The 23,951-nt window shown below is 60.4% G+C and carries 16 protein-coding genes; 13 read left to right on the forward strand and 3 right to left on the reverse strand.

The genetic code is table 11. From position 1 onward, the window contains the following. Positions 1-7 precede the first annotated feature (7 nt). Positions 8-2,368 carry an outer membrane beta-barrel protein gene (locus NQ519_RS13380; RefSeq protein ID WP_019150653.1) on the reverse strand — a complete coding sequence of 787 codons (2,361 nt, stop codon included), beginning with the start codon at positions 2,366-2,368 and terminating at the stop codon, positions 8-10. Between the two features lie 279 nt (positions 2,369-2,647). Here NQ519_RS13380 and NQ519_RS13385 point away from each other — a divergent pair, with 279 nt between their 5' ends. From NQ519_RS13385 to NQ519_RS13430, 10 genes are all read left to right on the forward strand, one after another. Further along, a complete protein-coding gene (locus tag NQ519_RS13385; RefSeq protein ID WP_147513176.1) occupies positions 2,648-3,391 on the forward strand; it encodes a lysophospholipid acyltransferase family protein in 744 nt (247 codons plus the stop codon). Positions 3,392-3,515: 124 nt separating this feature from the next. Further along, a complete protein-coding gene (locus NQ519_RS13390; protein ID WP_019150651.1) occupies positions 3,516-5,387 on the forward strand; it encodes a DNA topoisomerase IV subunit B in 1,872 nt (623 codons plus the stop codon). Between the two features lie 34 nt (positions 5,388-5,421). Next, the gene (locus NQ519_RS13395) at positions 5,422-8,286 is read left to right on the forward strand and encodes a DNA gyrase/topoisomerase IV subunit A (RefSeq protein ID WP_019150650.1); all 2,865 of its coding nucleotides are present in this window, start codon (positions 5,422-5,424) and stop codon (positions 8,284-8,286) included. Positions 8,287-8,299: 13 nt separating this feature from the next. Beyond that, a complete protein-coding gene (locus tag NQ519_RS13400; protein ID WP_026076500.1) occupies positions 8,300-8,827 on the forward strand; it encodes a shikimate kinase in 528 nt (175 codons plus the stop codon). A gap of 13 nt (positions 8,828-8,840) precedes the next feature. Further along, complete coding sequence (gene murI, locus NQ519_RS13405) at positions 8,841-9,638, forward strand: glutamate racemase (RefSeq protein ID WP_019150648.1); 798 nt, start codon at positions 8,841-8,843, stop codon at positions 9,636-9,638. A gap of 201 nt (positions 9,639-9,839) precedes the next feature. Continuing rightward, positions 9,840-12,644, forward strand: a complete 2,805-nt coding sequence (locus NQ519_RS13410; protein WP_019150647.1) for an FtsK/SpoIIIE family DNA translocase — start codon at positions 9,840-9,842, stop codon at positions 12,642-12,644. A gap of 109 nt (positions 12,645-12,753) precedes the next feature. Continuing rightward, positions 12,754-13,338 carry a LolA family protein gene (locus NQ519_RS13415; protein ID WP_019150646.1) on the forward strand — a complete coding sequence of 195 codons (585 nt, stop codon included), beginning with the start codon at positions 12,754-12,756 and terminating at the stop codon, positions 13,336-13,338. Positions 13,339-13,343: 5 nt separating this feature from the next. Continuing rightward, a complete protein-coding gene (locus NQ519_RS13420; RefSeq protein WP_019150645.1) occupies positions 13,344-13,562 on the forward strand; it encodes a hypothetical protein in 219 nt (72 codons plus the stop codon). Positions 13,563-13,851: 289 nt separating this feature from the next. Next, the gene (gyrA, locus tag NQ519_RS13425; protein WP_026076498.1) at positions 13,852-16,404 is read left to right on the forward strand and encodes a DNA gyrase subunit A; all 2,553 of its coding nucleotides are present in this window, start codon (positions 13,852-13,854) and stop codon (positions 16,402-16,404) included. A 37-nt stretch (positions 16,405-16,441) separates the two neighbouring features. Further along, entirely contained in the window at positions 16,442-17,803 is a 1,362-nt protein-coding gene (locus tag NQ519_RS13430) for a tetratricopeptide repeat protein (protein ID WP_019150643.1), read from the forward strand. A 207-nt stretch (positions 17,804-18,010) separates the two neighbouring features. On the opposite strand, the gene NQ519_RS13435 is transcribed toward NQ519_RS13430, so the two are convergent. Together NQ519_RS13435 and NQ519_RS13440 are read right to left on the reverse strand one after the other, a co-directional pair. Beyond that, positions 18,011-19,057 (reverse strand): sugar kinase, encoded by a 1,047-nt coding sequence (locus NQ519_RS13435; protein WP_019150642.1) that lies wholly within the window; start codon positions 19,055-19,057, stop codon positions 18,011-18,013. 168 nt (positions 19,058-19,225) lie between these two features. After that, positions 19,226-20,347, reverse strand: coding sequence for a DUF4861 family protein (locus NQ519_RS13440; RefSeq protein WP_026076497.1), 1,122 nt, complete (start codon positions 20,345-20,347; stop codon positions 19,226-19,228). Between the two features lie 207 nt (positions 20,348-20,554). On the opposite strand from NQ519_RS13440, the gene uxaC reads away from it, so the two are divergent. The 3 genes from uxaC (at position 20,555) to NQ519_RS13455 (ending at position 23,828) form a co-directional block, all read left to right on the forward strand. Next, positions 20,555-21,967, forward strand: a complete 1,413-nt coding sequence (gene uxaC / locus NQ519_RS13445; protein WP_019150640.1) for a glucuronate isomerase — start codon at positions 20,555-20,557, stop codon at positions 21,965-21,967. A gap of 14 nt (positions 21,968-21,981) precedes the next feature. Beyond that, positions 21,982-23,001, forward strand: a complete 1,020-nt coding sequence (locus NQ519_RS13450; protein WP_019150639.1) for a sugar kinase — start codon at positions 21,982-21,984, stop codon at positions 22,999-23,001. A gap of 158 nt (positions 23,002-23,159) precedes the next feature. After that, on the forward strand, positions 23,160-23,828 hold the full coding sequence (locus NQ519_RS13455; RefSeq protein WP_026076495.1) for a bifunctional 4-hydroxy-2-oxoglutarate aldolase/2-dehydro-3-deoxy-phosphogluconate aldolase: 669 nt from the start codon (positions 23,160-23,162) through the stop codon (positions 23,826-23,828). The last annotated feature ends 123 nt before the right edge of the window (positions 23,829-23,951 follow it).

The following is a 23,951-nucleotide window of genomic DNA, read 5'->3' on the forward strand; positions in this document are numbered from 1 at the left end:
CGGGCCGTTACAGACGGCTCTTTTCGTCGGCCGAACCCGCCTCGACGGCCTTGCGCTTGAAGGCTTTGCCCGATTTGAAGTTCCACGTCACCCCGATGCGATACGTACGGTTGCTCCACGTCTGCCGGGCGTCCACCGTGCGGACGAACCCATCGCCGCGGGCTCCGATCACCTGCCCCTGGTCCAGCAGATTCTGCACCGAGAACGAGGCGGTGAAACGGTCGCCGAAGCGTTTCTTGACGCCGGCTTGCAGCCGGTGGTCGGGATTCACCCAGCAGTTGCCCAGATCCACCCGGCTCTGGTAGCGGTAGGAGAGGTCGATGTAGAATTTCGCCGGGAGGGTGAGGGTCGTCGAGAGGTTGACGAATCCCCAGTCGAAGAACTCCTCGGCGCCGTGCTGTTCGACGCGCTGTCCGCGGCGCATGTAGGTGATGTCGGCGTTCAGCTGCCACCACTTCGCGGGCTGGAACGGGAGGTTGACCGAGAGGTAATAGCCTTTCGTGGCGTCGTAGTTGACCCAGGCCACTTGCAGCAGGTCGGGGTTTTCGGAGTCGGCCTTCATCGTCTGCTGGATTTCGTCGTTCACGATCTGCACGCCCGCCGTGAGGGTGTATTTGTGGGCGGCCACCAGCGTCAGGCTCACGTCGTGCTTGAACGACGGGTCGAGCGACGGATTTCCGGTCTGGTAGGTGTAGTCCGAGAGCTGCATCCGCTGGGGACTGAGGCTCCAGAACCGCGGACGCTCGATGGCCCGGGCGTACTGGGCGATCAGCGACCAGCCTTTCTGCTCCGAGACGCTCCAGGAGAGGCTGGCGTTGGGGAAGAGTGAGAAATAGTCCTGCCCGACGCCTTTTCCCGTCGTGTGGGTGTACTCGCCGCGCACTCCCGCCACGAAGCTCACGGCGCCGAGTTTCGCCGAGGCGATGGCGTAGGCCGCCGCGATGTTTTCCGTGTAGTTGATCGTGAAGCTCTGCCGCTCGTTGCGCAGCCATGCGTCGCCCCTGCGGTATTCGTAGAGCGCGTCGTTGCGCATGTCGTTGCGGGTGTATTTGGCGCCGGCTTTCAGCGACCAGCGGGGCGAAAAGTGCTTTTCGAGGGCCAGCGTCGCCGCGGCGATGTCGTAGAGGCTCGTGGCGTTGTCGCGGTAGACCGAGTCGAGGACGCTTCCGGGGGCCGTGATGCGGCTCTCGTTGTCGTTCCGGGTGTCGGTTTCGCGGCGCGTGTAGTCGGCCAGCAGCTTGAGCGTCGAGCCCAGCGTGTCGATCTTCCAGATGTAGTTGAACGTCGCCGAATAGTTGTCCCGGTGGTTGCGGTTGTCGAACCGGCTCTCCGTGCGGACCGTCTCGTCCGCCGTCCGGAAATCGGTGTAGGTGTCGTTGGGCTCTCCGTCGCGGTTGCGCCAGTATTCGAATTCTGCGCCGATGCTGTGCCGCGGGGCGATCTCGACGACCGTCCCGGCGCTGGCCCCGAAGCTGCGGGTGCGGCCCTTCATTTCCGAATGGGCGCTGAGCGACTTGTCCGCCGCATTGTAGAGCGTTTGCTCGTCGGTGATCGTTCTGTCGCTCCCGAAAGATCCCCACGCCGAGGCGTAGAGGTCCGCGCGGCCCGAGTGGACGTTGATGTTGGCCGAGGGATTGTGGCGGTCGGTGATGCCCGACTGCGTCGTGTTGTACGCTACCGAGCCGTCGATGCCGTTCTCGCGGCGCTTTTTGAGCGTGATGCGGATCACGCCGCCCGCCGAGTCGGCGTCGTAGTCGGCGCCCGTCACGGGCACGACCTCGATTTTCCGAATCTCCTCGGCCCGGAGCGACCGCAGGTAGGTCAGCAGCTGTTCGGGCTCCATGCGCAGCTCCCGGTCGTTGACGTAGATTTTCGAGCCGCTTTTGCCGTTGATCGAGATCTTTTCGCCGTCGATCCAGACGCCGGGCGCCCGTTCGAGCAGTTCGATGCCGTCCTTGCCGATGGCCGCCGGGGCGTTGGCCACATCGACCACGAAGCGGTCCGCCTCGCGCCGCACCAGCTGAGCCTTCACCACCACGCTCTCGATGCCGGTGGCCGAGGCCCGCATCACGAATACGCCCAGATCGTTGTCCGCCTCCACGCGCACCGCTTTCGTCACGGGGTCGAACCCGAGGAACTGAATTTGCAGCGTGTAGTCGCCCGGTGCGGCCTTCAGTTCGAACCGTCCCCGGGCGTCGGTCGTCCGGCCCGCCACCTGCTCTGCGCCTTTCAGCAGCACGACCGTCGCATATTCGACGGCGTTGCCCTGTTCATCCACCACGCGCCCCGTCGAAGGGCAAAGACGGGCCGCGGAGAGTCGGCTTGCGACCGAAGCCAGAATGACGATGAGGAGGATTGCTCTTTTCATAATATTCTGTTTTGCATTTTATTTGTTTGCGCAAAGATATATAATAATATTTATACTATGCAAAACATAGTACTGAAATTTTCAGAATTTTTTTCGACGCAGAGGTTCTGCCCGCGTCAGAGCCGGATTTCCGGGCTTCCGCCGTGCGGCGGGTCCGTCCCTATAAAATAGGTATAGTCGAAAATTTGTTGAAAAGCCTCCGGCGGCGGGGTAGGAATCCCGGGAAATATTTTCTAAATTTGCAGATTGAATTAATATGGCTAATTGTCCCCGGACACTATGTTGAGTGCCTTATACTACCTTTTTCTGGTGCTTTTGTGCACCTTTTTCATGATTTTGTCGGCCCTTGCGCTGGTCCTCTGCTATCCGTTCGACAAGGGCCGCCGCGTGGTGCACGAACTGTCGCGCATACTGGTGCGGATTTTTTTCTTCATTCCGCCCTTCTGGCGGCAGAAGGTCATCGGCCGGGAGCTGATCGACCGGAAGAAACGCTATGTCATCGTCATCAACCACAACACGGTGATCGACATCCCGGCGCTCTACTACATTCCGCTGAATTTCCGCTGGGTGTCGAAGCGCGAGGTCTTCAAGACGCTCTTCTTCGGGCAGTACCTCGTGTTGCACGGCGACATCTGCATCGACCGCGGCCGCGCCGCCGAGGCGTTGGAACAGATGGTCCGCGACGGGCGGATGTGGATTTCGCGCGGGGCTTCGGTGGCCGTCTTTCCCGAGGGCACGCGCTCGAAGAACGGCGAGATCGGGCGCTTCAAGGCCGGGGCCTTCACCCTGGCCAAAGAGGCCGGCGTGGATATTCTCCCGGTGGTGATGGACGGCACCAAGACGCTGATCCGCAAGAACCTGGCTTTCAACTGGGGCAACCGGATCACGCTCCGCGTGCTGCCTCCCGTTCCGGCCTCGGAGGTCGCCGCGACGGAGACCCACGAGTTGATGCAGACGGTCCGCGAGCGGATGTGCGAGGCTTTGGCCGAGATAAGAACTGAAAGCGCAATGCAAAATTCATAATTCATAATTCATAATTATTCAAGTGGCCGATGGCAAAGGGAATCTGTGAGGATGATTCCTGGCGTATGTTCGGAATGACACTTTTAATTTTGAATTCTGAATTCTGAATTGTGAATTCAAAAATATGGCAGATTTACTCAATACCAACGCAGACAACTACGGCGACGACGCCATTGTGACCCTCTCTCCGCGGGAGCATATCCGGTTGCGCCCGGGCATGTATGTCGGCACAGTGGGCGACGGTTCGCAGCCCGACGAGGCGCTCTACGTGCTTATCAAGGAGGTCGTTGACAACTCGATCGACGAGTTCATCATGGGCGCGGGCAAGCAGATCGACATCACGATCGCCGACAAGGTGGTCACGGTGCGCGACTACGGCCGCGGCATCCCCCTCAAATCGCTCTCGGTGGCCGTCGGGCAGATGAACACGGGCGGCAAGTACGGAAGCGACGCCTTCAAAAAGACGGTCGGCATGAACGGCGTGGGCGTCAAGGCCGTGAACATGCTTTCGAGCGAATTCACGGCCCGTTCGGTGCGCGACGGCGAAGCCCGCACGGTGACCTTCTCCAAAGGGCTGGAGGTCAGCGACAAGTGGGAGAGCGGCGTTCACGAAAAGAACGGCACGTTCATTTCGTACCGCGTCGATGAGGAGATTTTCGGCGAATACGCCTACAACCTCGAATACGTCGAGCAGAAGATCCGCAATTACAGCTACCTGAACCTGGGGCTTACGCTCAACTTCAACGGCAAGAGCTACGTGTCGAGGAACGGCCTGCTGGACCTGGTGAACGACAACCTGACCGAGGAGCCGCTCTATCCCCCGATCCACCTCACGGGCGACGACATCGAGGTGGTCATCACCCACGGCACGGGCTACGGCGAGAGCTACGACTCGTTCGTCAACGGACAGCACACCATTCACGGAGGTACGCACCAGGTGGCGCTGCGCGCGGCGGTCGCCAAGACCGTCAAGGAGTTCTACCACAAGGACTACGACCCGTCGGACATCCGTACGTCGATCATGGCGGCCATCTCGGTCAAGGTTTCCAATCCGGTGTTCGAGAACCAGCAGAAGACCAAGTTCGGATCGCGCGAGATCGAGCCGGGGGTGTCGGTCAATGCGTTCGTGGGCGACTTTCTGGCGAAGCACCTCGACGACTACTTGCACAAGCACCCCGAGACGGCGCAGATTCTCCAGAAGAAGATCGTCGAGAACGAGAAGGAGCGCAAGGCGATTTCGGGCATCCAGAAGAAGGCCCGCGAGACGGCCAAGAAGGTGAGCCTGAACAACAAGAAACTGCGCGACTGCAAGATACACCGCACGGACAAGAACGAGTTGGCCGAGCAGTCGATGATCTTCATCACGGAGGGTAACTCCGCGTCGGGTTCGATCACCAAGAGCCGCGACGTGCGCACGCAGGCGGTCTTTTCGCTGCGCGGCAAGCCGCTGAACTGCTACGGGCTTACGAAGAAGGTGGTCTACGAGAACGAGGAGTTCAACCTGTTGCAGGCGGCGCTGAACATCGAGGAGGACATGGACAACCTGCGTTACAACAAGGTCGTGATCGCCACCGATGCCGATGTCGATGGCATGCACATCCGCCTGCTGATGATGACTTTCTTCTTGCAGTTCTTCCCCGAGGTGATCCGCCAGGGGCATCTGTTCGTGCTTCAGACGCCGCTGTTCCGCGTGCGCAACAAGAAGGAGACGATCTACTGCTACTCCGAGGAGGAGCGGTTGAAGGCCGTGGGGAGATGCGGCGCCAACGCCGAGATCACGCGTTTCAAAGGTCTGGGCGAAATATCTCCCGACGAGTTCCGGGAGTTCATCGGCGAGAACATGCGTCTGGACAAGGTGCGCATCACCAAGGACGATCCGATCCACGACCTGCTGGAGTTTTACATGGGTAAGAATACGTATGAGCGTCAGGGCTTCATTATCGACAACCTGCGCATTGAGGAGGACCTTATCGAACAGGACCTTGCGATTAATTGAAAATTAAGAATTAAAAATTAAAAATTCCGATTTCATGGCGGAAGAAAACGATAAGACGGGGCGCGACGAAGCGCTCAACGAGGATACCTCGACGCCCGAAACCGCAGTCGATGCGGCGGAAGAGACGCCTGTCGCCGAAGCTCCGGCCAAGGCGGGCAAGTTCGACCGCCTGACGCAGGAGGAGGTGGGCGTGCGCAAGCTGACGGGCATGTATAAGAACTGGTTCCTGGACTACGCTTCGTACGTGATCCTCGAACGCGCCGTGCCGCACGTCGAAGACGGTCTGAAACCCGTACAGCGGCGTATCCTCCACGCGATGAAGGTCGTGGACGACGGCCGTTACAACAAGGTCGCCAACCTCGTGGGGCAGACCATGCAGTACCACCCGCACGGCGATGCGTCGATCAAGGATGCGTTGGTGCAGCTGGGGCAGAAAGACCTGCTGATCGACTGTCAGGGCAACTGGGGCAATATCCTCACGGGCGACGAGGCCGCCGCGGCCCGATATATCGAGGCGCGGCTGTCGAAATTCGCCCTCGACGTGGTTTTCAACAAGAAGACGACGGAGTGGATGCTCTCGTACGACGGCCGCAAGGAGGAGCCCGTGACGCTGCCGATCAAATTCCCGCTGCTGCTGGCGCAGGGTTCGGACGGTATCGCCGTGGGGCTGGCGTCGAAAATCCTGCCCCACAACTTCGTGGAGCTGATCAACGCCTGCATCGCCCACCTCGAAGGGCGCGAGTTCCAGCTCTATCCCGACTTCCCGACGGGCGGCATGGCCGACGTGAGCCGTTACAACGACGGACTGCGGGGCGGCGCCGTGAAGGTCCGGGCGAAGATCTCGAAGATCGACAAACGCACGCTGGCCATCACCGAGATTCCCTATACCACGACCACCGAGTCGATCAAGGATTCGATCATCAAGGCCAACGACAAGGGCAAGATCAAGATCCGCAAGGTCGATGACAATACGGCCGACAAGGTCGAGATCGTCATTCAGGTCGCCCCCGACGAATCGTCGGACAAGACCATCGACGCCCTGTATGCTTTCACCGACTGCGAGGTGTCGATCTCCCCGAACTCGTGCGTGATCTGGGACGAGAAGCCGCATTTCCTGGGCGTCTCGGAGATTCTGCGCCGTTCGGCCGAGCACACCAAGTCGCTGTTGGGGCTCGAATTGAAGATCAAGCTCGGGGAGTTGAACGAGGCGTGGCACGCCGCGTCGTTGGAACGCATCTTCATCGAGAACAAGCTCTACCAGCTGATCGAGGGTTGCAAGAGCCGCGAGGAGGCATATACTGCTGTCGATAAGGGCTTGGAACCCTTTAAGAAACAGCTGCGACGTGAAGTGACGCTTGAGGACGTGCAGCGCCTTACGGAGTTGAAGTTTATCCGCATCTCGCGTTACGATTCGGACAAGGCCGACAACGAGATCAAACAGATCGAGGAGGACATCAAGGCCACGCAGTACGATCTGGACCACCTGACCGAATACGCCGTCGCCTACTACGAGCGCATCCGCGACAAGTACGGCAAGGGCCGGGAGCGCCGCACGGAGCTGCGCGAGTTCGATTCGATCGAGGCCACGAAGGTCGCTGTGACCAACGCCAAACTCTACGTCGATCGCGCCGAGGGTTTCTTCGGCATCGGCAAGTCGATGAAGGACGCCGAGCTGGTCTGCGACTGCTCGGACATCGACGACGTGATCGTCTTCACGAAGGACGGGCGTTACGTCATCACGAAGGTTTCGGACAAGGCTTTCTTCGACAAGAACATCTACTATATCGGGGTTTTCAAACGCAACGACGACCGCACGATTTACAACGTCCTCTACCGCGACGGCAAGAACGGCGCGATTATGATGAAGCGCTGCGCCATCAAGGGCATCACGCGCGACAAGGAGTACGACATCACCAAGGGAACACCCAAGAGCGAGATTCTGTATATGTCTGTGAATCCGAACGGTGAGGCTGAGGTGCTGAAGGTTTACTTCAAGCCCCGTCCGCGCCTGAAAAAGGTGATCGTGGACCTCGATTTCTCGACCCTCGCCATCAAGGGACGCCAGAGCCAAGGCAACCTTTTCTCGCGCTACGGTATCCACAAGATCGTGTTGAAGGAGCGCGGCACCTCGACGCTCGGCGGGCAGAACATCTGGTTCGACGAGGATGTCCGCCGTCTGAACGCCGACGGCCGCGGAAAGCTGCTGGGCGAATTCAAGGGCGACGACAAGCTGATCGTGTGGACCTCCAAGAACCAGTACTACATCACGGGTTACGACCTTATGCAGCACTTCCCCGACGACACCGTGCGCGTGGCGCGTTACGAATCCGACCGGGTTTACAGTCTGTGCTATTACGACCGCGACCAGCAGTACTACTACATGAAGCGCTTCACGGCCGAAATGTCGGACAAGACGCAGGATTTCCTGGATGCCGACGCCGATTTCATCTGCGTGACGGACCGTGCCGGCGCTCAGCTGGAGATCACCTATAAGGGGGCGCACGCTTCGCGGCCCGCAGACCTCATCGACGTTGACGAATTCGTGGGCGTCAAGAGCCACCGCGCCAAGGGCAAGCGCCTGACGACTTACGATGTCGCCGCATTGCGGATGATCGAACCCGAGCTTCCTCCCGAGCCGGAACCGGCTGACGAAGAGGGTGTTGATGGCGATCAGCTGACGGATGCTTCCGGTGATGCGTCGCAAGATTCTGTCGCCGAGGCAAAAACGGTTGAATCCGCCGCTCCGAAAGCGAATCCGGCGGCGAAACCCGCTTCGGAAAAAGCCTCGGCGGACCACTCCCCGGCCGGAACGATCGTCGGGGACGTGGAGTTCGAGATCGAGCGGGCCAAAGGCGATGCCGACGAGGTGATCGACCCCGAGCAACTGAATCTTTTCTAAACGCATGGCGACGATGAAACCCCTCTTTCTGGTTGGTTACATGGGGTGCGGCAAGAGCACCCTCGGACGCAAGCTGGCGCGGCGTCTCGGCATTCCGTATGCCGACACCGACGCGTTGGTCGAGGAGCGCGAGGGGGCGTCGGTCTCCGACGTTTTCCGCTACGAGGGCGAGCAGCGGTTCCGGGAGGTCGAGCGCGAGGTGCTGGACCGCGTGATCGGCGAGGGCGCCGTTCCGGTGGTCTCCACGGGCGGGGGACTGCCCACGTGGAGCGACAACATGGCCCGGATGAATGCCGCGGGCTGCACGGTCTACCTGCGCCGTTCGGCGGAGCAGATCGCCCGCCGCCTGAGCCCCTACGGACGCCGCAAGCGGCCTCGCCTGCAAGGGCTGAACGACGAGGAGCTGGTGGCCTTCATGGAGCGCGATATGGCTGCCCGGGAGCCTTTCTATGCGCAGGCGTCGCTGATCGTCGATTGCGACCTGCTTTCCGACGAGGAGGTGGTGGAGTGTATTTTGGCCCGGCTGAAAGACGGGCTTTGAAAGTAGAAAGACCGTGACTGCGAACTCAAATGACGCGCCGATCGGCGTTTACGATTCGGGGCTGGGCGGGCTGACCGTCTGGCGCGAGATCCGGCGCATGCTGCCCGGCGAATCGCTCGTCTACCTGGGCGACGGCGCCAACTGTCCCTACGGCTCCCGGCCCCGGGAGGAGGTGCGGGCGCTGGCCGATGCCGCCGTCTCGCGGCTGGTCGGGATGGGGTGCAAGATGGTCGTCGTGGCCTGCAACACCGCCACGGCCGCGGCCATCGACTTTCTGCGCGAAAAATACGCTGACCTGCCGATCGTGGGCATGGAGCCCGCCGTGAAACCCGCCTGTCTGGCCACCCGCAGCGGGGTGGTGGGGGTGCTGGCCACCGAGCGGAGCCTCGACGGCGAGCTGTTCCGCCGCACCGCCGCCCGGTACGGCAGCGGGATCGAGGTCCTGACCGTCCCGGGCACGGGGTTCGTGGAGCTGGTCGAAGGGGACCGGGAGGATACGCCCGAGGCCGAAGCCACGGTGCGCGCCGCCGTGGAACCGATGCTGGCCCGGGGCGCCGACCAGATCGTGCTGGGGTGCACGCACTATCCTTTCCTGACGCCCGTGCTCGAGCGCGTCGTCGCCGGGCGCGGCGTTGCGATCGTCGATCCGTCGCCTGCCGTCGCCCGCCGGGTGGCGCAGCTGCTCGACGACTGCGGCCTGCGCGCTCCGGCGGATCACGAACCCCGCTTCACGTTCCGCACTTTCGCCGGCGAGGAGTACTGCGAACGACTGAAAGCGAAGGCTTTCAGCCAATTAAGAATTAAAAATTAAGAATTAAGAATTGCAGATCGTTTCCTGGGGGCTGCTTTGTGTGATTCCCTGCTTGATATAATGCGTGCAATTTGCTGTGCTGCGTGCTTTTGTGTGCGTGTCGGTTTTTAATTTTTAATTTTTAATTCTTAATTCCCGGAATTTTCGCCGAAAATTTCGGGATTTTCCGTACCTTCGCTTGATAAATCAAGCGTAACAAAAATGGCATCCAAAAATACGACATCCCCCAACGGACGACAGAACGTGCAGCGTTCCAACCGCGACAGCGCGCGCTGGATCGCGGGTCTGCTGCTGCTGTTCGTGGGTGTGTTCACCGCCGCCGCGGTATTCTTTTCGTTTTTCAGCTGGGCTCCCGACCAGAGCGTGTTGCAAAAGTCGGTCGAGGACCGCGAACTGATCGGCGCCGAGGTCGAGAACCTTTGCGGCGTCGCCGGGGCGCGGCTGGGAATGATGCTGGTCGATCGTTCGTTCGGACTGTTCGGCATCCTGATTCCCGTGATGTTGGTGCTGATCGGGGTGAGGATCATCCGCCAGCGGCCGCTGCTGGTGAACCATTCGATCCTCTCGCTCTTCTTCATCATGATCCTCGGGTCGCTGACTCTGGGCTTCGCTTTCGCCGACCGTTGGAGCCTCTGTTGCTCGACGGGATGGGGCGGGGCGTTCGGCATTGAGGTCTCGGGGCTGCTGCGCACGCATATCGGCGCCGTCGGAACGCTTATCCTGCTGTTGGGCGGGTGGATTCTGACGGGCGTATTCATCAACCGCAACTTCATCAACAAGGTCAACGAGGTCGGCAACGTCGTGGCCGGCAAGAGTGAAAAGATCGTCGAGATCGTCAGACACAAGGTGGTCGCGCCCCTCGGCCGTGTTCCCGGGGACGACGGGGCGATCACGGAGGAGGCTCCCGAGCCGGCCCCGAAGCCGGAGGTTCCGAAGGCCGCCGAGCCCGCCGCTCCCGTCCGGAAAGTCGCCGAAACGCCGGAGCCTCCGGTGCGGAAGGCCGCGCCGATGCACGTCGAGCGTCCTGCGGAGGTCGCTCCGGTCGTGAAATCTGCGGCCGGAGACGAGGACGACGATCCTTTCGTGGAACTAACGTCCGACGGGAAGCCTGTCGGCGAGGCCGCTCCGGAGGAGATGCCGCAGGAACCCGCCGGGGACGAGGAGTTCACCGAGGTCGATCTCTCGCACCCCGGAGGGCGCGTGGTGATGGGCCGCGGGGGGCTGATCGAGCTGGAACGCCCGGTGTTCCGTCCTGCTGCGCCGGCGGCTCCCGCATCCGACGGACCCTTCACCGAGATCATCGTCGGCGACGAGCCCGGCGGGCCTGTCGAATCCGCAGAACCGGAGGAGACGCCCGCAGAGGTGTTTGCGGAGGTGTCTGCCGAAGCGCTTCCGGCTCCCGAGCCCCGGGGTGAAGGCATCGTGGTGACGGTGGAGTCCAACGAAGCGAAACTGGTTGACGAAAAGTCGATCCCGACGGAGAGCTACGATCCGCTGAAAGACCTCGTGAACTACCACAAGCCGCCCGTGACGCTGCTGGAGGACTATGTTTCCGATTCGGAGGTGTCGGACGAGGAGATTTTCGAGAACAAGACCAAGATCGAGGAGACGCTCAAATATTTCGGCATTCCGATCCAGCGCATCAAGGCCACCGTGGGCCCCACGGTCACGCTCTATGAGATCGTGCAGGCGCAGGGGGTCAAGATCGCCAAGATACAGGGGCTTCAGAACGATATCGCCCAGAGCCTCAAGGCCGAATCGGGCATCCGCATCATCGCCCCGATTCCGGGCAAGGGGACCATCGGCATCGAGGTCCCGAACCGCAACAAGCAGATCGTTTCGATGTACTCGGCGGTGCGGTCGCTGCGTTTCCAGGAGTCGAAGGCCGAGCTGCCGGTGGTGATCGGCCGCACGATCCAGAACGAGAATTTCGTCTTCGATCTGGCCAAGATGCCTCACCTGCTGGTGGCCGGCGCCACGGGACAGGGCAAGTCCGTCGGACTGAACGCCATCATCACCTCGCTGCTCTACCGCAAGCACCCTGCGCAGCTGAAATTCGTGATGATCGACCCCAAGATGGTCGAGTTCTCGCTCTACGCCAAGATCGAACGTCATTTTCTGGCCAAGATGGAGTCGGAGGACGAAGCCATCGTCACCGATCCCCGCAAGGCGGTCTATACGCTCAATTCGCTCTGCACGGAGATGGACAACCGGCTGGAGCTCTGCAAGAAGGCCGGAGCCCGGAACATCTCCGAGTACAACGAGAAATTCACCTCCCGGCGGCTGAACCCGCTGAACGGCCACCGCTTCATGCCCTATATCGTCGTGGTGATCGACGAGTTCGCCGACCTCATCATGACGGCCAAGGAGGTCGAAACCCCCGTGACGCGCCTGGCCCAGAAGGCCCGCGCCATCGGCATCCACCTCATCATCGCCACGCAGCGTCCGTCGGTCGATGTCATCACGGGCAAGATCAAGGCCAACTTCCCGGCCCGCGTCGCTTTTCGCGTGATGCAGATGATCGACTCGCGGACGATTCTCGACCGTCCGGGCGCCGACCAGCTGATCGGCCGCGGCGACATGCTCATTTCGAAGGACGGCGAGCTGACGCGCATCCAGTGTGCGCTGGTCGAGACCAAGGAGGTCGAACGCATCGTCGATTACATCTCCAAACAGCAGGGTTACACGGCGGCCTATGCGCTGCCCGACTATACGCCCGACAGCGGCGACGGATCGCAGATGGGCAGCGAAGAGACCTCTTCGGCGCCTCTGAAATACGATTCGCTCTTCGCCGAGATCGCCCGCAGCGCCGTGCAGGACGGGTCGATCTCGACTTCGATGATCCAGCGCAACTACGAGGTGGGATTCAACCGCGCCGGGCGCATCATGATGCAGCTCGAACGGGCCGGCATCGTCGGCCGTCAGCAGGGTGCCAAGCCGCGCGACATCCTCTACCACGACCTGCCCTCGCTGGAGGCCAAATTGCAGGAACTGGGGGTATTTTAAGCCGTCGGCTAATTGGAAATTGAGAATTAAGAATTAAAAATTGGCTGCGCGGCAGTTGGGGGACGATATGAAGAAAAACGCATCTTTCATTTTTCATTTTTCACTTTTCATGGTGGTGCTGTGCTGCGGAATGCCGCAGAGCAGGGCAGCCGGGCGCGCCACGGAGATACTCGAAAAACTCGCCGCGGGGTTCCGCGCGATGCCCGGTTACAGCGTGGATTTCGAAGTCTCGGCGGGCGATTACAAAAGCCGCGGCAGCTATGTCGTCGAGGGACGGTGCTACTACCTCGCGCTGGCCGACGCCGAGGTTTTCGCCGACAGCGTGGTCCGCTACGAAATCGACAACCGCCGCCGCGAGGTGACCGTGACGGAGGTGGACGCCGCGAGCCGCAATATCCTGAACAATCCCGTCCGGGCTTTCGATTTCCTCGGCAGCGAGTATATCCCGGCGTTGGTCTCCGAAGCCGGGGGGCGCGCCGTCGTGCGGCTGACGCCCGCCGCCGGGAACGATTCTCCGGCGGGCAGCGTCACCGTGACGGTCGATACCGCCGCGATGCGTCCTCTGTCGCTCTCCTACGATTACGACGGCGAGCAGGTGCAGGTCGGCATCCTTGGCATCGCGCCGCTCGCGGGGCATGTCCGGCTCTTCGACCGGAAGAACTATGCGGATTACGAATTCATTGATTTTCGCTGAGTGCGATGGGAATCTTTTCTTTGATTTGGAACTGGTTTGTCCTGGCGCTGATCGTGGCAGCGGCGGTGTTTTTCGCCGTCGATCTGTGGAGGCTGCGCTCTCTGCCCGCCGAAGATGCTGACGGAAAGGCGCTCCGCCGGTTGCGTATTGAGAACCGGACGCTGTGGCTTTTCATCGCCCTGCTGTTGCTCGTGTCGCGCGTCGAACGCATCTGCGGGCTTTGACTTTGAAGAGAATCATCGGGGCTGTTTCCTTTTCGGAACCGGGGCTCCGCAGGCCCTTTTCTCCCGGCACTCTGCCGGGAGATTTTTTTCGGGCCGTCAGATCGCCGGAAAAGGGCCAAAAACGGCATGCTCCCCGAAAAATATCGCGCGCGCGAAGAGATTTTTCCCCGCAAAGTTGCTCAGATCGGAAATAAATCCTATTTTTGTATGTTAAACAAGTGGTAATTTTTCGATGACACCGGCCCGGCGAATGCGCGGTGTCGGTGCAAAAAGATCTAAACACTGAATAATGCTAACGGAAGAAGAAAAGAATGCCGGTTTGGTGGGGCGTATCATCCCCATCAATATCGAAGAGCAGATGAAGTCGGCGTACATCGACTACTCGATGTCGGTCATCGTGTCGCGTGCGCTGCCCGATGTCAGGGACGGTATGAAGCCCGTACACCGGCGCATCCTCTACGATATGAGCGCGGAGCTCAACCTCTACTCCGACAAACCCACCCGTAAGTCGGCCCGTATCGTCGGCGACGTGCTCGGTAAGTTCCACCCCCACGGCGACTCGTCGGTCTACGACGCGATGGTCCGCCTGGCCCAGGACTGGTCGATGCGCTACCCGCTGGTCGATGGACAGGGCAACTTCGGTTCGATGGACGGCGACTCGCCGGCCGCCATGCGTTACACCGAGGCGCGAATGAAGAAGATCACCGACGAGGTGATGGCCGACATAGACAAGGAGACCGTCGATTGGACGCTGAACTTCGACGACACGATTCCCGAGCCTACGGTCCTTCCCACGAAAATTCCGCTGCTGATCGTCAACGGCGCCAGCGGTATCGCCGTCGGTATGGCCACGAACATGGCTCCGCACAACCTCTCGGAGGTGGTGGACGCCTGCTGCGCCTATATCGACAACCCCGAAATCACGGGCGAGGAGCTTTTGCAGTACGTCAAGGGCCCCGACTTCCCCACGGGCGGTATCATCTACGGCTACGAGGGCGTGAAGGAGGCGATGCTGACGGGCCGCGGACGTGTGATGATGCGCGCCAAGACCGAGATCGAGCATACGCCGAGCGGCCGCGAGTGCATCGTCATCACGGAGATCCCCTATATGATCAACAAGGCCGAGATGATCAAGAAGATCGCCGACATGATCAACGACAAGAAGATCGAAGGCATCTCCTACATCAACGACGAATCGGACCGCAACGGCCTGCGGATCATCATCATTCTGAAACAGGACGCCGTGGCGAGCGTGGTGCTGAACACGCTGTTCAAGAACACCCCGTTGCAGACCTCGTTCGCCGTGAACAACATCGCGCTGGTGAACGGCCGTCCCGAGCTGCTGTCGATGCGCGATCTGATCCGGCATTTCATCGACCACCGTCACGACGTGGTGGTCCGCCGCACGCGCTACGACAAGCGCAAGGCCGAGGAGCGTTTGCACATCGTGCTGGGTCTCCTGATCGCACAGGACAACATCGACGAGATCGTTCACATCATCCGCGCTTCGCAGACGCCCGACGCCGCGAAACAGACCCTGATCGAGCGTTTCGAGCTGAGCGACATTCAGGCTTCGGCCATCATCGAGATGCGTTTGCGCGCGCTGACCGGCCTGGAGCGCGGCAAGCTGATCGCCGAGCGCGACGAGCTGATGAAGCTGATCGAGCATCTGACCGAGATTCTCGAAAATGTTTCGCTGCAAATGCAGGTCATCAAGGACGAGTTGCTGGAGATCAAGGAGAAATACGGCGACGAGCGCCGTTCGGAGATCGTCTACGCTTCCGAGGAGTTCAACCCCGAGGATTTCTATGCCGACGACGACATGGTCATCACCATCTCGCACATGGGCTATATCAAGCGCACGCCGCTGGCCGAGTACCGCACGCAGAACCGCGGCGGCGTAGGGGCCAAGGGCAGCGCCACGCGCGACGAGGACTTCATCGAGCATATCTACGTGGCTTCGATGCACAATACGATGCTGTTCTTCACGGAGAAGGGCCGCTGCTTCTGGCTCAAGGTCTACGAGATTCCCGAGGGCGCGCGTTCGTCGAAGGGCCGCGCCATCCAGAATGTCATCCAGATCGAGCCGGACGACAAGGTCCGCGCCTATATCAACGTCAAGAGCCTGGCCGATGCGGAGTATGTGAACAGCAACTTCATCATCATGTGCACGAAGGACGGCACGATCAAGAAGACCCGTCTCGAAGCCTATTCGCGTCCGCGTCAGAACGGCGTCAACGCCATCGTCATCCGCGAGGGCGACCAGCTGATCGAGGCCAAGCTCACCAGCGGCAACGCCGAGGTGATGATCGCGGCCCGGGAGGGCAAGGCCATCCGTTTCAACGAATCGACGGTGCGTCCGATCGGGCGCGTCGGCGCCGGCGTGCGCGGCATCTCGATCGAGGAGAACGACGAAGTGGTCGGCATGATCTGTGTAGAACCCGATTCGAAGCAGGATGTGCTGGTGCTGAGCGAGAACGGTTACGGAAAGCGCACCGATCTGGACGAGTACCGCATCACCAACCGCGGCGGAAAGGGCGTGAAGACCATCAACATTACGGAAAAGACAGGCAAACTGATTTCGATACAGGCCGTTACCGACGAGAACGACCTGATGATCATCAACCGTTCGGGACTCACCATACGCACCGCCGTCGAGCAGATCCGCCTTGCGGGCCGCGCTACGCAGGGTGTGCGTATCATCAACCTCCGCGAAGGCGATGCCATTGCTTCGGTGATGGCCGTGCCGGCAGCCGGGGATGAGGAGGAAGTGCAGACCGCGGAAGGCGCTGAGAACGGGGCCGAAACGCCCGCGACCGACGCTCCCTCGGCGGAAGAATAATTGAAAAACATCAAAAAACCTAAAATTTCAGTTTACTATGAAGAAAACGATTTGGACGGTTCTCGCGGCGCTGCTCGTGGCAGTTCCCGCCGTGCAGGCCCAGAAAGTGAACAAGGAAGCGCTTCTCGCCAAGATCGAAAAGAGCGATGCCGACATCGCCAACGAGAAGAAGGCTACCAAGGCCGCAACGTGGATCAACCGCGGCAAGGCTTTCTACGAAGTGGCTATCGAACCTACGAAGAGCCTCTTCGTCAACATGGACGCCGCGATGCTGAAACTGGCTGTCGGCGAGCCCAAGTCAACCGCTAAGGAGACGCTTAACGGCGCGGAGTTCGACGCATGGGTCTATCCCTATTTCACGGCCTATGTCAAGGACAATAAGGTCGCTACGTGGAAGCAGACGAAGTGGGTGATGAAGGACGCTCCCGCGAAGGCCATCGAGGCTTACAACAAGGCTTACGAGCTGGACCCCAAGACGGCCGACAAGGTCAAGGAGGGGTTGAAGCAGGTCAGCGATTTCTGCTCGCAGGCAGGCAACACCGGCATTGATTCGGGCAACTACGCCGAGGCTGCCAAGGCTTACGTGACGGCTTACAAGGCCCAGTCGAGCCCGGCTTACGGCGAGGCCGATCCCGCGCTGCTCTACTATGCGGGCTACCTGCTGACGGTCGATGGCGCCAACAACCCCAAGTCGTTCGTCAAGGGTGCCGAGTACCTGACCAAAGCCATCGACCTGGGCTATGTCGATACCAATGCCGAGGGCGTGCCCGAGGGCAACATCTACTATTACCTCTTCCACTGCCTCTACGGTCAGAAGGATATCGACAGGGCCAATGTGATGAAGGCTAAGGACGTTCTGCTGACGGGCATCGAGAAGTGCCCGAAGAACGAGCGTATTCTCGACGGCCTGATGCAGCTCTACACCTCGGAGGAGGGCGTGGGCAATCCCGCCGACCTCGTGGCGCTGATCGACAAGGCCATTGAGGACAATCCCGGGAACGTGGACATGTGGTTCGGCCGCGGACGTATTTTCTATGCGCTGAAAGACTACGATCAGAGCATCGACTCGTTCAAGAAGGTCGTGGAGCTGAAGCCCGACATGTTCGAAGGCAACTATTATCTGGGTGTGTTCTACACGATCAAGGGCGACGCGCTCAACAAGGAGATGAACGAGAAGCAGTACAGCAGCCAGGCTGCCTACGATGCCGACCTGAAGGGTGTCAACGACGTTTATATGGCCGCCGTACCCTGGTTTGAGAAGGCTCACCAGATCAAGCCCGACGACATCGACACGCTGGAGTTCCTCAAGTCGCTGTGTTTCCGTCTGCGCGACGAACCGGGCATCATGGAGAAGTACAACACCTACAACGACCTCTACAAAAAGGCCAAAGGCGAATAGCCGGCCTGAGAGGCCGGCTTTAGGGGGCAACGGCAAGGTATGGAGCTTTCGGCCCATGCTGCGCTCCGCCCGGTTAAAACAGAAAAGCCCGACTTTTATAAGTCGGGCTTTTTCGTGTAAATTTCCGTGCTTGCGGGGCGCAGGTTGGGTTGTCAGCGTACGAACGATCCGTCGCCCTCTAAAACCCGCCTCTTAAGCGGGCGGGGGCTATCTGGCTATACGGCCCGAAACGGAGCCGCGGGCCAGTTGGGCGACCTCTTCGGCCGTGAATTGATTGTAGTCGCCCGGCACGGTGTTTTTCAGCGCGCAGGCCGCCGTGCCGAAATCGAGGGCGAATTGCATGTCTCCGGCGTGTTCGGCCATTCCGTAGATCAGCCCGCCCACGAAAGCGTCGCCCACGCCCACGCAGTCCACCACATTGTCGATGTCGTAAACCCGCGTGGAGAGCAGCCGTCCCCCGGTGTAGAGCGTTCCGGAGATCAGGTGGTGGTTGGCGCTCAGGACGCTGCGGAGCCCGAAGACGATGCCCCGGCAGCGGGGGAACCGTGCCGCCACCTCGGCCGAGGCGCGCTCGTAGCCGGCCGTGTCGGGACGGTAGGAGGCGTCGCGGGCCTCGAATTTCGGCAGGCGCATGCCGAGTATCTTTTCGTATTCGTCGTCCGTGCCGAAGAATATGTCGCATTGCTCCATCAGCGGAGGCAGTACCTCCTGCGGTTCCTTGCCGTATTTCCAGAGGTTCTTGCGGTAGTTGATGTCGCACGAGACGGTCAGGCCCATTTCCCGGGCGACGGCGATCGCTTCAGCGCATACGGCGGCCGTGTCGGCGCTCACCGCGGCCGAGATGCCCGACCAGTGGAACCACGTAGCACCGTCGAAGAGGCTGCGCCAGTCTATCATCCCCGGGCTGAGGGTGTCGAAGGCCGAGTCGGCACGGTCGTAGACGACGTGGGAGGTGCGCATGGATGCGGCCTCCTCCATATAATAAAGTCCCAGCCGCTTGCCGCCGCGGAGGATGCCGTCGGTTCCGACGCCGTAGCGGCGCAGGTCGTCGAGGCAGGCATCGGCCACGCGGTTCTCGGGCAGGCGGGTGATGAATTCGCTGCGGAGCCCGAAATTGGCCAGCGAGACGGCCACGTTGGCTTCGCTGCCGCCGTAGCTGGCGCGAAACAGGTCGGTTTGGTTGAAACGCAGATAGTCGGGCGGCGTGAGCCGCAGCATGATCTCTCCGAAAGTGACGATTTTTTGGTTGTTCATGGTTTTTCGAGGTGACGCGTTGATTTCTTACAAAGGTACAAAAAAGTCGGATAGGTTCAACCCCGAATCGTGCGTGTGCTTCGGTAAAACTTTTCGGCTTATAAAAGTACCGTTACGGCACTGAAAAAGTCCGGTCTGATGACCGGACTTTTCATGATAATTTTCAACTTATTTGCGGACGGTCGCCCGGAGCGGATTCACGGCGGCGGCCTGCGCCATGCCGATCTCCTCGACCCATTCGCCCATATCCTCCACGCCGCCCTGGCTCCATCCCGAACCGGCATAGTAGGTCAGCGTCTGGCCCGGCTTCACGCTCTTCACGGCCACGGCGTGACCCAGCGTGTCGGCCAGCATCTCGGCGCCGGGCAGGATCACACCCAGGAAGATGTCGCCGTCGCGTGCGGGGTTCTTCGAGTCCGAGGCGGCTTCGACCATGCCCATCCAGTCGTCGCCCGTCATCAGGCGTTTCACGTCGTGGCGCACGAAGCCCGCGGCGATCGGCATCTCGGCGAAATCTCCCTCGTAGACGTTGTCCATGCGGTTGAAGCGCTGGTTGGCGTCGAGCGAGATGGTCTTGGTGAGCGACACGGGAGTGCCATCGACGTTGAACGGCGCGTAGGTCAGCTCCACGGTGGTGCGGATCGGACCGTTGTCCAGCGTCCGGGCCGTGGCGTAGTTGTGGTCCATCATCCAGAACTTACCGTCCACGAACGGCAGCGAAGCCCCCGAGCCGAGCGTCACGCCCACCTTGTAGCAGTCCATGCCGTCGCCGAAATTGTGGTGGTATTTGCCGCGGGCGTACCACTCGTCGATCACCAGCTTGTCGGTGCACTTCACCCACACGTCGATACCCGGGGTGATGAGTTTTTCGGGCGAGGTCTCCAGCGCCGGGCCGTAAAGACGGTAGGCCACCTTGTTGTTCTCCCACGCATAGTCGTCGTAGCGTTCGGGAACCGTGCGGCCGTACGCTTCGGCAGGGTAGTTTTCGCGCACGCCCGTGACGATCTTGAAACGCTTGGTCTCCATCGGGTCGGCGTCGGTCTGGAAGATCAGCGCCTGGGGTTCCGCCGTGCCGCGGAAGAGCACCTGCGAGGGGATCTGTTCGCCGTCGTCGTTCAGGACGACGACGTTTTCCGGAGTTACGCCTTCGAGCGCCGCCACTTCGGACCAGGCGATTTCGACCGTCTCGTCGTCGCGTTCGAGCTGGGTCGTGTTGGCTACATCTACCTTCAGGGCGGGGGTGCAGGAGGCCATCAGCACGGCTGCAAACCCAAGAATCGTGTTTTTCATCATACTATGTTAAAAGATTTTTTGTTGGATTTTAGGCAAATTTACGATTTTTCCGTACATTGGTCAACCAAATTGGCAAATAATCTACTTTATTTGGCAATTTTTCGTATCGGGAGTGACGTAAAGTTCGTAATTTTACGTTGTGAAAAGGGGCGTTTTGCGGCGCTCCGACCGGAGCGAACGACTATAAAAACAGATAGATTGAACATGAAACAGTTTAACGACGACGACTTCCTGTTGCAGACCGAGACTGCGCAGCGTCTTTACCACGACCATGCGGCCAAGATGCCGATCATCGACTACCATTGCCACCTGATTCCCGCGTATGTCGCCGAGGATCACCGCTTCGACAACCTGTCGAAGATCTGGCTCGAAGGCGACCATTACAAATGGCGCGCGATGCGTACCAACGGCGTCGATGAGAAGTATTGCACGGGCAAAGATACCAGCGACTGGGAGAAGTTCGAGAAGTGGGCCGAGACGGTGCCCTATACGATGCGCAACCCGCTCTACCACTGGACGCACCTCGAACTGAAGACCGCCTTCGAGGTGACGAAGCTGCTGAACCCCTCGACGGCCCGCGAGATCTACGACCATTGTACGGCGCTGTTGCAGAAGCCCGAGTTCCACGCCCGCGGTCTGATGCGCCACTACAACGTCGAGGCCGTGTGCACGACGGACGATCCCGTGGATTCGCTCGAACACCACATCAAGGTCCGCGAGGACGGTTTTGCGACCAGGATGCTCCCCACGTGGCGTCCCGACAAGGCGATGGCCGTGGAGTCTCCGGCCGAGTTCCGCGCCTATATGGAGCGGCTTTCGGAGGTTTCGGGCGTCACGATTTCGAAATTCGACGACGTGATCGAGGCGCTGCGCGTGCGTCACAAGTTCTTCGAGTCGGTGGGCTGCCGCCTCTCGGACCACGGCATCGAGGAGTTCTACGCCGAGGATTACACCCGGTCGGAGATCGGCGCTATTTTTAATAAGGTATACGGCGGGCAGACGCTGACGCCCGAGGAGATCCGCAAGTACAAGACGGCCATGCTGGTCGAGTTCGCCGTCATGGACTGGGAGACGGGCTGGACGCAGCAGTTCCACTACGGCGCCATCCGCAACAACAACAGCCGCATGTTCAGCCAGCTGGGCCCCGATACGGGTTTCGACTCGATCGGCGACTTCACGGTGGGCAAGCAGATGTCGAAATTCTTCGACATGCTCGACCGGGAGGACAAACTCACCAAGACCATCATCTATAATCTCAATCCCCGCGACAACGAGCTGGTGGCCACGATGCTCGGCAACTTTCAGGACGGTCGTTACGGCGCCGGGAAGATCCAGTTCGGATCGGGATGGTGGTTCCTCGACCAGAAGGACGGCATGGAGAAGCAGATGAACGCCCTCTCGACGCTGGGTCTGCTGAGCCGCTTCGTCGGCATGCTGACCGACTCGCGGTCGTTCCTCTCGTACCCGCGCCACGAGTATTTCCGCCGCACGCTGTGCAACCTCGTGGGCAACGACATCGAAAACGGCCTGCTGCCCGCTTCGGAGATCGACTTCATCGGGCGGGAGATCATCGAGGGCATCTGCTACCGGAACGCTAAGAATTACTTCAAATTTTAACACGCAATAAAACCATGAAAATCGTAACATTAGGAGAGATCATGCTGCGTCTTTCGACGCCCGGCAATACCCGTTTCGTCCAGTCCGATTCGTTCGATGTCGTCTACGGCGGTGGCGAGGCCAACGTGGCTGTTTCGTGCGCCAACTACGGTCACGAGGCTTATTTCGTCTCGAAGCTCCCGAAGCACGAGATCGGCCAGTCGGCGGTGAACGCGCTGCGCAAATACGGCGTCCGGACCGATTTCATAGCCCGCGGCGGCGACCGCGTGGGCATCTATTACCTCGAAACGGGCGCTTCGATGCGTCCCTCGAAGGTGATCTACGACCGTGCGCACTCGTCGATCGCCGAGGCCGATCCGCAGGATTTCGACTTCGACGCCATCATGGAGGGCGCCCGGTGGTTCCACTGGTCGGGCATCACGCCCGCGATCTCGGACAAGGCCGCCGAGCTGACCCGTCTGGCCTGCGAGGCCGCCAAGCGTCACGGCGTGACGGTGTCGGTGGACCTGAACTTCCGCAAGAAGCTCTGGACCAAGGAGAAAGCGCAGTCGATCATGAAGCCTCTGATGCAATACGTCGATGTCTGCATCGGCAACGAGGAGGACGCCGAGCTGTGCCTCGGGTTCAAGCCCGACGCCGATGTCGAGGGCGGCGAGACCAATGCCGAAGGCTACAAGGGCATCTTCCGCCAGATGGCCGAGACGTTCGGGTTCAAATACGTGATCTCGACGCTGCGCGAGTCGTTCTCGGCGACGCACAACGGCTGGAAAGCCATGATCTACGACGGCAAGGAGTTCTACGAGTCGAAGCGTTACGACATCGACCCGATCATCGACCGTGTGGGCGGCGGCGACTCGTTCTCGGGCGGCGTGATCCACGGCCTGCTGACCAAGCCTACGCAGGGCGAGGCGCTGGAGTTCGCCGTGGCGGCATCGGCCCTGAAACACACGATCAACGGCGACTTCAACCTCGTATCGGCCGAGGAGGTCGAGAGTCTGGCTGGCGGCAATGCCAGCGGCCGGGTACAGCGCTGATTTTGCCGTGAGGGCGGACGCCTTTCGGCCTTCCCTTGCAGACCCCGAATGGGAAATAGGCGACTGTATCCCATCCGTGTCCCGCGGCGCGAAAACCGGAATCCGCCTCGCCCTGACGACAAAACGGATTTGATTGGTAATTAAAATACAATAAGATAATGGCACGTTTTTCAAAAATGCAAGTCATGGAAGCCATTGCCAAGACCGGCATGGTTCCCGTATTCTATCACGCTGACGCCGAGATCGCCAAGCAGGTCGTGAAGGCCTGCTACGAAGGCGGCGTGCGCGCTTTCGAGTTCACCAACCGCGGCGATTTCGCTTCGGAGGTATTCATCGAGGTCATCAAGTTCGCCGCCAGGGAGTGCCCCGAAATGGTGCTGGGCGTGGGTACGATCGTCGATGCCCCGACCGCGGCCCTGTACATCCAGTACGGCGCCAACTTCGTCGTGGGTCCCTACCTGAACGCCGAGGTCGCCAAGGTCTGCAACCGCCACCTGGTGCCCTACACCCCGGGCTGCGGATCGGTCACCGAGATCGGTCTGGCTCAGGAGCTGGGCTGCGACCTGACGAAGGTCTTCCCCGCGGGCAACGTGGGCGGTCCGTCGTTCGTCAAGAATGTCAAGGCCCCGCTGCCGTGGTCGAACATCATGGCCACCGGCGCCGTGGAGCCCACCGAGGAGAACCTCACGGCGTGGTTCAAGGCCGGCGTTTTCTGCGTGGGCATGGGCTCGCAGCTCTTCCCCAAGGAGGTGATAGCCGCGAAAGACTGGAAGGCCGTCTCCGAAAAATGCCGTTTCGCACTGGACGTGATCGCCAAGGTGCGTTAAAAACCGATTCCGTAAGTTCGGTCGTCCGGCGGCGGCCCCGATTCGCTGCCGGACGCCGTTCATGCGGCTCACCAATTCCTGAACACTACTTAATTAAACCCCATAATGACAAACAACAAATCG

The sequence above is a fragment of the Alistipes senegalensis JC50 genome (assembly GCF_025145645.1).
GTDB lineage: Bacteria > Bacteroidota > Bacteroidia > Bacteroidales > Rikenellaceae > Alistipes > Alistipes senegalensis.

Bases quoted from the DNA above. Each gene is read 5' to 3' on its own strand.
- NQ519_RS13380 (WP_019150653.1), bottom strand. From the start codon at position 2,368: ATGAAAAGAGCAATCCTCCTCATCGTCATTCTGGCTTCGGTCGCAAGC.
- NQ519_RS13385 (WP_147513176.1), top strand. From the start codon at position 2,648: ATGTTGAGTGCCTTATACTACCTTTTTCTGGTGCTTTTGTGCACCTTT.
- NQ519_RS13390 (WP_019150651.1), top strand. From the start codon at position 3,516: ATGGCAGATTTACTCAATACCAACGCAGACAACTACGGCGACGACGCC.
- NQ519_RS13395 (WP_019150650.1), top strand. From the start codon at position 5,422: ATGGCGGAAGAAAACGATAAGACGGGGCGCGACGAAGCGCTCAACGAG.
- NQ519_RS13400 (WP_026076500.1), top strand. From the start codon at position 8,300: ATGAAACCCCTCTTTCTGGTTGGTTACATGGGGTGCGGCAAGAGCACC.
- NQ519_RS13410 (WP_019150647.1), top strand. From the start codon at position 9,840: ATGGCATCCAAAAATACGACATCCCCCAACGGACGACAGAACGTGCAG.
- NQ519_RS13415 (WP_019150646.1), top strand. From the start codon at position 12,754: ATGGTGGTGCTGTGCTGCGGAATGCCGCAGAGCAGGGCAGCCGGGCGC.
- NQ519_RS13420 (WP_019150645.1), top strand. From the start codon at position 13,344: ATGGGAATCTTTTCTTTGATTTGGAACTGGTTTGTCCTGGCGCTGATC.
- gyrA (WP_026076498.1), top strand. From the start codon at position 13,852: ATGCTAACGGAAGAAGAAAAGAATGCCGGTTTGGTGGGGCGTATCATC.
- NQ519_RS13430 (WP_019150643.1), top strand. From the start codon at position 16,442: ATGAAGAAAACGATTTGGACGGTTCTCGCGGCGCTGCTCGTGGCAGTT.
- NQ519_RS13435 (WP_019150642.1), bottom strand. From the start codon at position 19,057: ATGAACAACCAAAAAATCGTCACTTTCGGAGAGATCATGCTGCGGCTC.
- NQ519_RS13440 (WP_026076497.1), bottom strand. From the start codon at position 20,347: ATGAAAAACACGATTCTTGGGTTTGCAGCCGTGCTGATGGCCTCCTGC.
- uxaC (WP_019150640.1), top strand. From the start codon at position 20,555: ATGAAACAGTTTAACGACGACGACTTCCTGTTGCAGACCGAGACTGCG.
- NQ519_RS13450 (WP_019150639.1), top strand. From the start codon at position 21,982: ATGAAAATCGTAACATTAGGAGAGATCATGCTGCGTCTTTCGACGCCC.
- NQ519_RS13455 (WP_026076495.1), top strand. From the start codon at position 23,160: ATGGCACGTTTTTCAAAAATGCAAGTCATGGAAGCCATTGCCAAGACC.